This is a genomic window from Paenibacillus sp. FSL R5-0407 (genome assembly GCF_038009185.1).
GTDB classification, from domain to species: domain Bacteria; phylum Bacillota; class Bacilli; order Paenibacillales; family Paenibacillaceae; genus Fontibacillus; species Fontibacillus vini.
The window spans coordinates 2,491,720-2,505,196 of sequence record NZ_JBBPAX010000001.1 but is presented as its reverse complement, the minus strand read 5'-3'; the positions used below and the strand labels follow the sequence as shown (position 1 = coordinate 2,505,196).

14 protein-coding genes are annotated in these 13,477 nt (G+C 39.8%); 10 read left to right on the top strand and 4 right to left on the bottom strand.

Going from position 1 to position 13,477, the window contains the following annotated elements; all coding sequences use genetic code 11:
* Positions 1-3: 3 nt before the first annotated feature.
* Together NYE70_RS12105 and NYE70_RS12100 are read left to right on the top strand one after the other, a co-directional pair.
* Positions 4-828 (top strand): MerR family transcriptional regulator, encoded by an 825-nt coding sequence (locus NYE70_RS12105; protein WP_341046181.1) that lies wholly within the window; start codon positions 4-6, stop codon positions 826-828.
* A 26-nt stretch (positions 829-854) separates the two neighbouring features.
* Positions 855-1,871 (top strand): serine hydrolase domain-containing protein, encoded by a 1,017-nt coding sequence (locus tag NYE70_RS12100; protein ID WP_341046180.1) that lies wholly within the window; start codon positions 855-857, stop codon positions 1,869-1,871.
* 21 nt (positions 1,872-1,892) lie between these two features.
* Here NYE70_RS12100 and NYE70_RS12095 read toward each other — a convergent pair whose 3' ends face one another.
* Positions 1,893-2,813, bottom strand: a complete 921-nt coding sequence (locus NYE70_RS12095; protein WP_341046179.1) for an AraC family transcriptional regulator — start codon at positions 2,811-2,813, stop codon at positions 1,893-1,895.
* 118 nt (positions 2,814-2,931) lie between these two features.
* Between NYE70_RS12095 and NYE70_RS12090 the strand changes: the two genes are divergently transcribed.
* The 3 genes from NYE70_RS12090 to NYE70_RS12080 are packed head-to-tail and all read left to right on the top strand — an operon-like array spanning position 2,932 to position 4,943.
* Entirely contained in the window at positions 2,932-3,750 is an 819-nt protein-coding gene (locus NYE70_RS12090) for an MATE family efflux transporter (RefSeq protein ID WP_341046178.1), read from the top strand.
* On the top strand, positions 3,716-4,306 hold the full coding sequence (locus NYE70_RS12085) for an MATE family efflux transporter (protein WP_341046176.1): 591 nt from the start codon (positions 3,716-3,718) through the stop codon (positions 4,304-4,306). Before NYE70_RS12090 ends, NYE70_RS12085 begins: the two co-directional genes overlap by 35 nt.
* A gap of 16 nt (positions 4,307-4,322) precedes the next feature.
* Positions 4,323-4,943, top strand: coding sequence for a sugar O-acetyltransferase (locus tag NYE70_RS12080; protein WP_341046174.1), 621 nt, complete (start codon positions 4,323-4,325; stop codon positions 4,941-4,943).
* 2 nt (positions 4,944-4,945) lie between these two features.
* On the opposite strand, the gene NYE70_RS12075 is transcribed toward NYE70_RS12080, so the two are convergent.
* Positions 4,946-5,404, bottom strand: coding sequence for a hypothetical protein (locus NYE70_RS12075; protein ID WP_341046173.1), 459 nt, complete (start codon positions 5,402-5,404; stop codon positions 4,946-4,948).
* 173 nt (positions 5,405-5,577) lie between these two features.
* On the opposite strand from NYE70_RS12075, the gene NYE70_RS12070 reads away from it, so the two are divergent.
* Positions 5,578-6,219 (top strand): hypothetical protein, encoded by a 642-nt coding sequence (locus NYE70_RS12070; RefSeq protein WP_341046172.1) that lies wholly within the window; start codon positions 5,578-5,580, stop codon positions 6,217-6,219.
* Positions 6,220-6,248: 29 nt separating this feature from the next.
* Here the strand turns inward: NYE70_RS12070 and NYE70_RS12065 are convergent, their stop codons facing one another.
* Together NYE70_RS12065 and NYE70_RS12060 are read right to left on the bottom strand one after the other, a co-directional pair.
* Positions 6,249-7,061, bottom strand: coding sequence for a class I SAM-dependent methyltransferase (locus tag NYE70_RS12065; RefSeq protein WP_341046170.1), 813 nt, complete (start codon positions 7,059-7,061; stop codon positions 6,249-6,251).
* 237 nt (positions 7,062-7,298) lie between these two features.
* Complete coding sequence (locus NYE70_RS12060; RefSeq protein WP_290406557.1) at positions 7,299-7,523, bottom strand: helix-turn-helix domain-containing protein; 225 nt, start codon at positions 7,521-7,523, stop codon at positions 7,299-7,301.
* Positions 7,524-7,670: 147 nt separating this feature from the next.
* Here NYE70_RS12060 and NYE70_RS12055 point away from each other — a divergent pair, with 147 nt between their 5' ends.
* The 4 genes from NYE70_RS12055 (at position 7,671) to NYE70_RS12040 (ending at position 13,417) form a co-directional block, all read left to right on the top strand.
* Positions 7,671-7,946, top strand: a complete 276-nt coding sequence (locus NYE70_RS12055) for a DUF6809 family protein (RefSeq protein WP_341046169.1) — start codon at positions 7,671-7,673, stop codon at positions 7,944-7,946.
* 403 nt (positions 7,947-8,349) lie between these two features.
* Positions 8,350-9,228 (top strand): hypothetical protein, encoded by an 879-nt coding sequence (locus tag NYE70_RS12050; RefSeq protein WP_341046168.1) that lies wholly within the window; start codon positions 8,350-8,352, stop codon positions 9,226-9,228.
* A 289-nt stretch (positions 9,229-9,517) separates the two neighbouring features.
* Positions 9,518-11,668: an ATP-dependent nuclease gene (locus NYE70_RS12045; RefSeq protein WP_341046166.1), complete on the top strand. Its 2,151-nt coding sequence runs from the start codon at positions 9,518-9,520 to the stop codon at positions 11,666-11,668.
* A gap of 6 nt (positions 11,669-11,674) precedes the next feature.
* The gene (locus tag NYE70_RS12040) at positions 11,675-13,417 is read left to right on the top strand and encodes an ATP-dependent helicase (protein WP_341046165.1); all 1,743 of its coding nucleotides are present in this window, start codon (positions 11,675-11,677) and stop codon (positions 13,415-13,417) included.
* Positions 13,418-13,477: the final 60 nt, after the last annotated feature.

The following is a 13,477-nucleotide window of genomic DNA, read 5'->3' as shown; positions in this document are numbered from 1 at the left end:
CGCATGCTCTCGATTGGAGAATTCTCGAAAATATGCAGGGTGTCGACTAAAACGCTGCGCTACTATGACGAGATCGGACTGATTCACCCGGATCAGATCCACCCTGAAAACGGGTACCGATATTACTCGATTGCCCAGCTCAAAAGGATGCTCCTAATCCAGCGGCTGAAGTCTTATTACTTCTCTCTGGATGAAATCAAAGAGGTGCTAGCATGGGAAGCGGATCAAGCCGAGGAACAGCTGCGCTTCCGTTTGCAGAGCAAGAGAGGGGAGATCGAGGAGAAGATCCGGGCCTATGCCTCGGTCTTGGAACAAATGAACTCCGACATCGGCAGCCTGGAGCAAGAATTATCCGTCATGTCCTTCCTTGACCGCATCGAAGTGGAGCTGGTGGAGACACGGCCGCTGAAGCTCCTCTCCCTCCGTCGAAATTTGAGCAGCGAGGAATATGCGGCTGGCTATGGAATGTATTTTGCCAAACTCTATGAAACGATCGCAACTGGGAAACTAACCGTACAAGGGACGCCGATGACCATTTATCACAGCCCGGATTATAATCCGGCCGGCAATGATACGGAGTTTGCGATCCCTATCAAGGAGGCGGTGAAGGGGACGAGGGATTTTTCCGGAGAACTCTGCGCGAAGTCGGTTTTAAAGGGTGCTTACCAGGAACTGACCTCGGTCTATGCAAGGTTGAGGGAATGGGTGGAGCGGGAAGGGTATGAGCTGACGGGAGCTCCTTATGAAATCTACTTGACCGATCCTTTTAACACCATGGATGAAGTGGGGCTGGTGACCGAAGTGTATTTTCCTGTTAAGAAAAAATAACAAGGTTGAATCAAGGGGATGAACACATGCCAAAAAACGCTTGGCCGAGTGATGTCTGGCAAGTCGCCGATCCCGTAAGTCTGGGGATGGATGCGAATCAGCTATCGGGGCTGGAATCCGAGATTACGTCGAATTACGGCAATATGAACGGTATCGTGATCGTGAAAAGCGGATTTTTAACCTATGAAAAATACTTCAACGGCTACGGACCGGACGATGCGCAGCATGTGGCGTCGGTGACCAAAACGGTCCTCTCCGTCCTTGTCGGGATGGCCGTCAAAGTTGGGGTGATCCGAGATGTGAATCAGAAGGTGTTGGACTTTTTTCCGGAATATACGCTTGATCGTGATCACCCGGTAAAAAAAGAAATCACGCTGCGTCACCTGCTCACGATGACGGCTCCTTATCCTTTTGAGGATTGGCAGGAACCGTTGGACAAGCTATGCATGCAGCCCGACTGGGTCGAGTATACGCTTCAAATGTTGGGGGAAAAAGGGGAACCAGGCGTTTTTAAATATTCCACCGCGGGAGCGCATCTGCTATCCGCCATTCTCACCCGTGCCACGGGCCAAAGCGCCCGTGAATTCGCCAATGAAGCCTTGTTCGGTCCTATAGGGATGAGGACGATTCCGGATTATCCGATGGAAAATTTCGGTTTTGATGAATTGTTTGGAGCCAAGGTGAAGGGTTGGGTCAAAGACCCGAGCGGAAACTCTACCGGGGGATGGGGATTAACGCTGACTCCACGCGACATGGCACGTTTCGGTTTGTTGTGTTTAAACCGCGGGATATGGGACGGCCGTGAGCTTGTCCCTGAGTCCTGGATGCTCGAGTCCACGGCAATGAACCCTAACCATTACGGATACTTATGGTGGCTGAGGGAGGAGGAGGGCATTTCTGCTTATATGGCCATGGGTGATGGCGGGAATGTCATCTGTTGTATTCCGGAAAAAGACCTGGTCATTGCGATAGCCTCGGGATTCATGATGAATCCCCGGGACCGGTGGGAATTGATTAAAGAGAGGATTTTGCCGGCAACATAGAGTTAAATAAGCGCATCAGCCTTAAAACCACCCCGACTCTACGTTGGGGTTTTTGCGTTGGAAGGTACTGGATTGCTTGCGGTAACTTTGTGGAGTCAGCTCCAACTCCTTACGAAACACATAAGAAAAATAACTTGCACTTTGAAACCCGCAAGAAATAGCTATCTCGCTAATCGTTCTATCTGTCTCCTGCAGCATTTCACAGCTTTTCTGGATTCGATACCGTGTTAGATAGGAATTCGGCGTCTGACCCAAGTAACTTCCGAACAGTTCACAGCATCTGCTACGGCATACAGAACCTGTGGCGGCAATCTCATCAAGCGTAATCTTGTTATCATAGTGCTTATGAATAAAATCAGTCATCTTCCAAACCACGGTCCAAAACGGATCATCTGTAATTTGTCCAGAATTGGATGTTAAATGATCTCCCATGCATGCACACAGAGACATGGCCTGCGATAGTAATCGAAGTGGATTACGTGTCTGACTGTGCATCTCGTCATATATCTCTGTCAGCGAGAGCAAAACCTTCTGTTGCCAGTGGATGTCATTCGTCAGCAACACATAATCATCGGAATTGGAACCGAATTTCTCTTCCCAGTACTCTTTTCCGATCCATGAATCCTTACCGAGCAATGAAGGGTGAATGGCGACCACAATATAAGAACAGTCGGTCATATCGGAAGAAAAGCCATAATGAAGTCGTTTGCTATTCACGAATATCCCATTTCCCTTTTCCAGATGCACCGTCTTCCCGTTTACAAAAAAGTCTATTGAACCTTGAAGGACTAAAATAAACTCCAAATCAGCATGCCAATGGCATGCTGCAGCATAGCTGTCAAATTGGCGAAGAGTGCCCTGACGAACATATAGCTGGAAATTCGGCAAGTTGTAGTTTAATCGCTCTGAAAAATCAGAAAACACTTCTAGATTACTGCTCACCGTTGCATCTCTCCTAAAGAAAATACGATTTTGATATTATTATAGTCAATTCTGATGGAATTCTAAAATAAAGTGTACTATTTTTATATTATATTTCTTGAATGGATGGAGGAGAGTGGTGCAAACCGATGCAAAATTAGCATTTCCCAACAGTGATTTTAATCGTCAATTGATAAGTCTGGTAATTCCAATTGCTCTGCAGAACCTGATCTCGGCATCCGTCATTATGGTCGACGTGTTGATGTTAGGCTCCGTCAATCAATCGGCGATGTCGGCTGTATCTTTGGCAGGGCAAGTCACTTTCGTGCTGACTCTGTTCTACATGGGTCTTGCAACCGGGGTAGGCATCCTTACCGCACAGTATTGGGGAAAAAATGATATTGGGGCAATACAACGTGTTCTAAACAATGCTTGGCCGTTTTCATTAGGGATATCCTTGGTCTTTTTCCTCATTTCGTTATGCTTTTCGGATATGCTGATGCGCATTTTTACCAATGATAGTGATTTAATAACCTATGGCTCGCATTTTTTACGGCTGATCTCCTTTTCTTATATCGCTATGGGGTTTTCGCAGATGTATCTCAGTACGATGAAGAGTATGGAGAATGTACGAATAAGTGCTTTGATCAGCACCTTGTGCCTGATGTTGAACATCGCTTTCAACGCAATATGCATATTTCTTTTATTCCCTGGAATGCCCGAGAGGGCCATCATGGGTGTTGCTTTATCGACCGTTTGCGCACGCTTTATCGAGCTTGGATGCTGCGTCCTTTATTCTGCAACACGTGGACGTGTTCGCTTTCGCCTGCCTTTTCGTGATGAAATGGAATGTAACTTGCGTAAAGATTTTTTAAAATACATCCTTCCCGTTCAAGCAAATTACATGATATGGGGGGGGGGCATTGACTGCGACAACCGCTATTATGGGGCATGTTAGTGCCGATCTGGTTGCATCTAACTCTATTGCGGCAGTAATCAAGGACCTGGCCATTGTGTTGTGCAGCGGTATTTCTAGTGGCGGCGCAGTGCTTGTTGGAAAATATTTAGGGAGTAATCATAGGAAGATGGCGATGAGAGCCGGTAGGAGAATCAGTGTGTACGCACTGGTATTCGGGACCATGGCAGGAATCTTCATTTTGGTATTGAAACCCGCTGTCTTTCATTTAGTGAATTTGAATGGTACTGCACAGAGTTATCTGAATGGGATGCTTTATATATGCGCTTATTACTGCATTGGTAAGTCGGTGAACTCATCCATTATCGGCGGCATATTCCCGGCAGGAGGAGACGCACGGTTTGGATTTTGGTGCGATTTAGTCGTGATGTGGGGAATCATTCTGCCATTAAGTTATTTAAGTGCATTTGTGTGGCACGTACATCCTATTGTTCTTTTTGCGGTGATCAGTTTAGATGAGATGATCAAGATGCCGATTGCTATCATTCGATACCGCCAATACAGGTGGCTAAACAATATTACTCGGGAATTTAATTAAGAAAGGTGAGATTAACATGACCGTGAGAGATAGAATTGCGGCGGGAAAATTATTTACGGATTACTGTGAGGGTTTGCCGGAAGATAGAGCCAATGCAAAAAGAAGAATGATTGCATTTAATGCGACCGGACCGGATACTTTAGAAGAGCGTTCCAGATTGATGAATGAAATATTCGGTAAAGAAACAAAGGCATGGATCGAGCCTCCGTTTTACTTCTGTTATGGAACGAACATTGAAATTGGAGAGGGTTCTTACATTAACTTTAATTGTAATTTTGTTGACGATACAAAAATTATCATCGGTAAAAATGTAATGTTTGGCCCGGCTGTAACTATCGCCACCGTGGGTCATCCGATTAATCCGGCACTCCGGGAATATATGTATGCGGATCCAGTGAGGATCGAAGATAATTGTTGGATCGGAGCAGGTTGTGTTATTTGTCCGGGGGTCACCATTGGAGAAAACAGCGTCATAGGTGCTGGAAGTGTAGTGACCAAAGATATCCCGGCAAACTCTGTTGCTGTCGGCAATCCTTGCAGAGTGTTGCGTACTATTAATGAACAGGATATGAAATATTACTATAAGGATAGAGTGATAACTCAAGAAGATCTGGATGAGGAAGCGAGCTTGAGATAATTCTATTCTATTACCTCGATCTTCTTTGGATCGGTCTCTATTTTGTAGACTTGATTGTTGTCGTCTTCGCCTTGTAATGTAAATTCCGCTACAGCGGTAATCTCATAGACACCGGGATTCTTAAAGCGATACGGGTACTTCTCTAAAATGGCTTTATTCGGACCCAGGGGACGAACAACCCCGATATCCGTTCGCAGAATAGGATCTGAGTTCCCGTCACTGTCTCGGATGACATAGAAAAATAACGGCTCCCCGGTCATGATTTCGAAAGCTCGGTCCGATTTATTTTTTAACTCCGCCTCCATGGTAAATTGCTCATTCACCTTCACTTGTTCCGGAAGCGAAAGCCGTACGGAGAAGGGATCGTGGTTTGCATCTGAAGCTACCGCGGCGGGTGAGATCGGTTCGGCAGATTGACAGCCCATAAGAGCTAGGAATAGTATGAAAACCAGTTTTTTCAAAATGAACACCTCCATCCAAACAGACGACAGGGTGGAGGTTTTTGTTTCAACATAAAGATGATGCAGATTGGTTGTGAGAGCCTGGATTCCACTAATTACCGGTGATATATGGTAAAGTAAGGAATGGGTGGGGTAATTCTTGGATTGAATTCCTTATGTAACGGAGTGATAGTTTGAAGCAAACAGGCTTAGTTTTATTAGTGTTAGCTATAATGTCCTTAGTGACGGCATGCAGTCCTGATAACTCAGATAAGACCGTACGGTCTGAAACCACGAGAGAATTCACAAAAAATGACCAAGTAAAAGTAACTGACAATAATTCTATAGGCACGACAACTGGTAAAGAGTCCATTGAAAAATTCTCGTATCTGAAACAACTTTCCTTAGAGAAACAAGAGGCATTCACCCGATTTGAAGAGGAGAGGAAACTGAGTTACCTTTACAATTTTACCCCTGAGGACATAGTGTTGATATATCTATACTGTCTATCCTTAGGGGATCCGGATTTGCTATATGATATTACTTTTAATGGCGGACAGCTGCCTGACAAAGATAAGTTTCGGGAAGAGTATTTTGAGTATGCCATGACCTATGATTCTGAAACAGCTGTCCATTACAGATATTATGATTCTATAAAAGTCGATGAAAGTACATCCGAAGAGAATAAGGTCACGGTCCTTGTTACGGTCAGTATAGAAACAATGACACATTCCTTGGCATTGGGACTACAAAAAGAAGACCAGATATGGAAGATGGACATCTATCATTTGATAAAAGAATATAAAGATAAAGCAAACCAGAGTAAAACAGGATAGGTGCTCGTTCCCATTAAAAAAGTCGATTCCTAGAGTTTTCTTGCTTTGATTACAAAAGTTACAGGAAGCATTTTTGCTTTTTTGGCAAAATCATTGTTCTCGCTCCGCGCTTGCAACAATTCATCGTCGGATTGCTCAACCATTTGCTCAATGACGAATCCCGCTCTGGAGAGCGCGTTCACATAGGTTGATAGTTTACGGTCCGACAAGGTTAGCGTACTATCATCCAGAGATACCGAATACCAAGATTCATCGAAGTAGCTCTTTTTAAAAATAAGCGTATCATTCTCAGCAACCACACATTTGTGGATAGGATGGGACCAACTGAAAATAAATGCGCCGTCTTTTTTCAGGTAAGAAGCGATCCGGCTAAAAGTACCCTCAAGGTCCGTGGTCCAGCCTATGGCATATACCGAATAAACGAAGTCAAAGTAATCCTCCGGTATACCGCATTCTGCTTCCATAGGAGAACAAATCAATTTGGCTGAAAGACCGCTTGACGTCAATAGTTGGGTGGTCTTTTCGAGCTGTCGTTCCGATATATCTATCCCCCATAGTTCACCTGCTTGGCGTTCCCCCAAATATTGCAAGGATTGACCGCTTCCACAGCCCACTTCCAGTATCTTTTTCCCTGATACATCGCCAAAAAGTCTGCAATTTTCTTCCGAGACAAATGATCCGTACAAAGGTAGTGCGGTTGCTCCTAAAACTTCATTTCCTTTTGTATCCCAAAAAGCGACGTTTGTCTTATGTATAGAATCATTGTCCATATCGACCGAGACGGCCCGTCCCGCCTCGCCAGCGCCTATAACGTTCGTTCTATAACCGGAATTTTTGTCCATGTGGAAGCATCCTCCAATATAAATAATATAGTCATAAAGGATATGAATTATAGAGTAATCTAGCATTTTTCGAGGGGGAAATCTATCTAAAATGTTCCACATATCGAATGTTTGATCCCGGGAGAGGGTGGAGCTATTCTGTGGGGGAAGGGGTAAAGATGAGGCGAGTGATTACTCAGTGTAAAAGAGAAAGACAAAAAGCAATGATCCGTCTGGAATTAGCCGGATCATTGTCTTTCATTTGCGCATTCCATTAAATCGCTTCGAAATATCCGTCTGACCCAGAATGTAGTCAATACTTACGTTGTAAAATTCCGATAACCTGATCAACACGGAACTCGGTACATCTAAGTTCCCGCTTTCGTACCGGGAATAGGTTGCTTGAGAGATATTTAGATTGTCTGCAAGTTGCTGTTGCGTTAAATCCTTATCTTCACGCAAATCACGTATTCTTTTATACATCTTTATCACCCAAGTTAAGTTTAAATTATGCGAAAACTGCATATTGAATTTTATGCATTTTTCGCATAAAATTTAATTTGTATCTATAGTGTCGGCAGCATTTCAATATTCTTAATGATTACATAAGTCTGAAAGGGAGAGAGTGAAATGAAAAGTATTCTAGAGGAACTTTACAGAGGTAACTTGAACCCTCAAGAGAGAATGGTTCTAACGGTTCCTGAATATCGCCTGCTCAATAGAAAAATTTCAGATTTGATGGAGGAACTCAAACAAAGATTCTCAGAGGACGACTTCAAAGTTCTTGAGAAAATCTTGGATCTAAACGGGGAGTCTAACTCCATGCTTACGAGCGAAGCCTTTGTTCAGGGGTTTAGAATGGGAGTTTTGGTAATGATAGAGGTTTTTTATGGGGAAGGGGGTTAGAAGTGAGATTTGAGAGGGCTGCCTTGGGAGAGTGTTTTTTAAAAAATTAAATCTGGCAACTGAATGTGCCTAAGGTTATGTTAATAAGTTATCAATCTGATACTCTTGCTATTAAGTTTAGCGAGAGTTTTTTGTTTTTCGAGAAAAAAATATTTGTTCGTCATTTAATTCCAGACATGGTAAAATAGAACTAGTTCTATGGGACTAAAAATACAAGGGACATTATAAGAATATTTGGTTATATTGTCGTATTAAACGAAATTCGTGAATATTAAGTTAAAGTATATATATGAAAAAAGTGATCTGAGATGTTATAAAATCGATATTTTTCACTAAAGAAATACTAAGAGAAGCAAACATTGCAGCAATATAAAATAAATATACTTTCAAGAGGGTGAAAAATGTGAAAATAGAGTGGGCCTATTATGAAAATGGTAATGATACAGAAGAAGTCTACTACGAATATCTTGATAAAGGCTTGTATGAATCAAAATATCAAGAACATCTTTACTGCATTAGTGATGAATGCGATGCAATGATTAAATTTACGCACCGTAGAAATGGAGTGAAATTTTTTAGTACTTGGAATGGTCAAGGTGATCTTCATGATATCGAATGTCCGTATTTTCTCAAAGATAAAGGAGAAGTTGAACGGAAAAACATACTTCATCAAATAGAGTCTGCTCCAGTTACTGATGAACACATAATTAACACTATAATTAATAAAAGTAAGAATTTAAAAGCAACTGAAAAACGAAAAAAGCAAAACAAAAGATATACAACAAGAAGAACATTACAAGGTGATCAAACAAGTAAACTAGAGAGGATTGATAATGGTGAAATAGATCAGCTTGGTATTTCTGAAATAAGAATCTTTAGTTTAGATTCAAAACACATAACCCCCGATTATGTCGGATATAGAAAATGCGTATTCGGTAAGATAAAACATATTTATTTTCATGAAGCTGACGGCTATGTTTATCTGAATCTTGAAAATCCCCAGTACAGAGTTAGTATCTATTTGCCTCAAGCATTCTATGCGGATCCAGAAAAAACCACAAAATCAGCATTGATTTCCTTTGTTGATAAAATTAGATCTGAATTATTTGCTCATAAAGAACTTGTTATTATATGTGTCGGAATGATTCGATTTAAAAAAGGAAGTCAACAAGATGTAAATGTTCATATCATTAGCCCGTTTCATTTACTAATAAACGATATGAAGTACTATGAGATTATTACAAGCAATTCGATTAATCCAAATCCATATAATTATATTTAACTAAATGATCCCTAAATGATTGGTATACAACCCTGCGTATGGATAACGTTATACTTTTTAGAAGTGATACAAGACGATTTTTAACCTCACTCAAGTTGTCACGCTAGGTCCTTAAAATAAAGATATTTACTTAGTTATGTAGATAAAGAGCGTCTTTAAAAACCTTATAAATAGATGTAGAGCTCAAAAATGCTTGAACTGAAGGGTAAACATCAGTCATAAAAGAGTGTGATCATGTAAAATTCACTTAATTGCTATAACAGAAGAAGTTTGAAATGGGGGAAGAACTATGTACTTAAAATACCTACAAATCGTTAATTACAAAAACTTAAAGGCAGTTAGATTTAATTTTTCACAAGGAGCAAATACGATTATTGGAGAGAATGATTCAGGCAAATCCAATGCGGTAACAGCATTACGTCTACTATTAGATGATTCCTATTACTATAATAGTAAACGATTGAAGGAAAGCGACTTTGCCTATGATCTCGGAGAATGGAGGGGACACTGGATCATAATTTCTGCTGTCTTCGTAGATATAACATCCATTGATAAGCAGACTGAGGTTTGTGCAGAGATTGTACCTGAAGATGAAAATCCAATATTTCTTAAATCGTATATTAATAGTGATGCTGGTGATATCGGAACAGTTACACTTTTTATCCGTCCGCAAAAATCAATACGAAAAAAATTATTTGAAGCAAATACAAAAGAAGAATTTGAAGAGTTACGTAAGGAAATTAAGCTATCTGACTATGAATTTTATTACACATCTCGCTCCCAGACAGATTTTACTGACCCTACAGTATACAAGTCAATAGTGGGTGATTTTAAAACCGGATCATATACTAATCCTGATGATGATGACACGGCTGTCTTGGGATGTAAGTTAAACATTACTGATGTTCAGGATCATATCTCTGTTATGTTTGTGGATGCCTTACGGGATGTCGCAAATGAAATGCGTAAACCAAGGAATCCTATTAGGAGAATTGTAGAGGCTATCGAGGCACAAATCGATCCTGCTGATATTGTGAGAATAAAAGAAAATATTAGTGAATTAAACCTTTCAATTTCTGAAATAAAGGAAATTGGTCAGATTGGAGCACAAATTAATTCTAAGCTTGTAGACATGATAGGAATGGTCTATTCACCTGAGATTGCGTTGGAATCACAACTCAACGATGAAATAAATGCATTATCGCGGTATTTATCTATAAAGCCATCTAATCAAAAGGATATGGAATTGTTGGGACTTGGTCATTTAAATATGATTTATATGGCTCTGAAATTAGTTGAGTTCAAATTCAATCGTACACGTGAGCTTATTAATATCATGATTATTGAGGAACCAGAGGCACATATTCATACACATATTCAAAAGACTCTTTTTGACAACTTGAAACTAACTAAGGATTACACTCAAGTAATTATGACTACGCATTCAGCCCATCTATCAGAAGCATCAGAAATCAGAAAAATCAACTTGATTAAGACCAATGGGGTTGTGTCTCGTGTAATGCAGCCAATTGAAAAGCTAGATCAGTTTGGGGAAAGTAAATTACGTTTAAAAAACTTGAAATTATCTGAATGTATTGAAAGATACTTAGATGCTAAACGTTCGGTACTCTTGTTTTCAAAAGGGGTTCTGCTTGTTGAAGGTGACGGAGAAGAAATTCTAATACCTAATTTGGTCAAGAAGGGATTAGGTATCTCCTTAGATGAACTTGGAATAGGATTAGTTAATGTAGGAAGTACCGCATTTGAGTACATTGCGTCATTATTTGATAACGAAAGAATTCAGCGGTATTGCTCCATTATTACAGATAAAGATATTCAGGCGGTTGCTGAAGGCAGTGCACATTATAGTGGAAATGCCCAGACGAAGGGAGAGGCTAGAAAAGCAAAGCTTGATGATTTATTCTCCGAAAATTGTTGGGTATCGAATTTTTATGCTACTAGTACCTTTGAGATTGAATTTGCGAAGTATAAAGATAACCGATATTTTATAAAGGACATAATCGAATCCCATTATTCGCAAGAAGCGACTATTAATCGACATAAAGAGGCATTGAAAGCAGGTGGTGAAGACTGCGCCAATACTGTTTTAACTTTAGCAAAATCTATTGGAAAGGGATGGTATGCCACTCTGCTTTCAAGTACTATAGATGAATCAGTGCAAATTCCAGATTATATATTAGATGCAATTGCATTTGCGTGTCAGGAGGTAGTTACCTCAGACATAAAATTAAAAATGATAGGGTATTCTATGGGCTTCTATCCTAGTAGTAATCCAGCAGCGCAAAGTATTCTTTCTGATATAACCCATGTTCATAATTTAGAGGATAAGGAGAAAGTCATAGAGAAGTATTGCATAACGTTTCCAAAAGATATGCCTGCAATATTTATACAAAAAATAGATGAAGCATTCTGGTGGTGATAGTTTGTGGAAGATAAGTATTTATGGTTCTTAAATGACTTAAATCCTAAACAGAAGGAAATTTGTATTAGTGATAAGAATTTAATATTAACAGCCTGCCCAGGTAGTGGTAAAACCAGAACACTAACATTTCGACTGGCGTACCTTTCAACTATTTATTCAGCTTCTAATAAGTTGAATATTGCAATTACATATACTAATCGTGCATCAGAAGAAATAAAGAGCAGGCTATGGAACTTTGATATTGATCTGAAGAATGTATGGGCAGGAACCATTCATCAGTTCTGCTTAGAATTTATTATTAGACCATACTCAATGTATTCAAAGCGGATTAGCCGAGGGTATCGAATCATTGATGAGTTTGTACAGAATAGATATACGAACGAGATATGCAAACAATTACAAATACGTCTTGGTTTTAATGAGAATCCATTTGCGTATCCTGCAGTAGTTAAGGAATACAATAAAAGACTGGAAGAGAACAAAGAAATTGATTTTAACATGATATTACAATTGTCGTATGAGTTGCTGAGTCAGAATGGTTTTATTCGTAAGAATATATCCAATTTATTGCGAAGCGTACATGTTGATGAGTATCAGGATACCAATGAGCTCCAATATCTTATATTAGGTAGTATATTTCGCGAGAATAAAGCGATACGGTGCTTTTTTATTGGTGATATTAATCAAGCTATCTATGGTGGCATTGGAGGGATAGCTAAGAATAAGGAAGAATTAGATAGTTTGTTTGGAACGCGATTTGAAGTGGATCATCTTGATGGGTGCTATCGTTCAACGCAAAGAATAATTGATTTTTATTCTAAGTTTCAAATTGATTCTTCTGTTGTTTCATCTCAGTCAAAATTTAAGAATCTGAGGGGTGTAATAACATATGATACACTCACGAATAAAGATAATATATCTAATAGAGTTGCTGCTATTATTCAAGAACAACTTGATTTGGGGATTGCTGAAAATGAAATATGTGTCGTTGCACCGCAATGGAGGTTGCTTTATCCAGCAAGTAAGTCATTGCGAGAACGATTGCCACAGGTTAACTTTGATGCGCCCGATGTGACGCCAATTAAATATGATCCGATGAATGTGTTTTATTTGATCTCACAGATTAAGTTCTCAGAGCCAGGAAGAAATAGCGATTTACGAAAAAGGGTTGCTAACGAAATCATCTCGCTTTTATTGAATGACTATAAAATAGTTCTTCCTAACTATGTAGACTGCTATTATGTCTTGAAAAGTATTAATGGTGCAAAGATATGTGATGAAAACGGAATAGAGACATTTACTAATACTGTAGATTCATTGTTGTCGGTCTGTAAGATAGATATGGAGCGAGAAACATATCTAAAAAAAGCATACATTGATTTTTTAGAGAAAATTAATGACAGAATTGAAAGGTACAACTTATCAATTGATATGGAGTCGTTTAATAAGTGTTTCCGTGAGAAAAAAGGAGTAGTAATAAATTCGTATCATGGAGTAAAGGGTGAAGAGTATACAACAGTTATTGTATTTGGATTGTTAACCGGATATATACCTAATTGGAACCTTGTATATGGTAATTATGAAAATAGAGTAGCTGAAACTTCAAAGCTTCTATACGTTGTGTGTTCTCGAGCAAAGCAGAATTTATATTTGATCTCTGAGCAGGGCCGAACTACACAAAATGGTACGCCGCTCATGCCGACTGAAGAGCTAGTAGGATGGTGTGAGGATTTTGCTTTGGATTGATCTTAAGGAAGCATGAACATAAACTTTAATATTCGGCATATTAAGGAAAGCAAAACAACT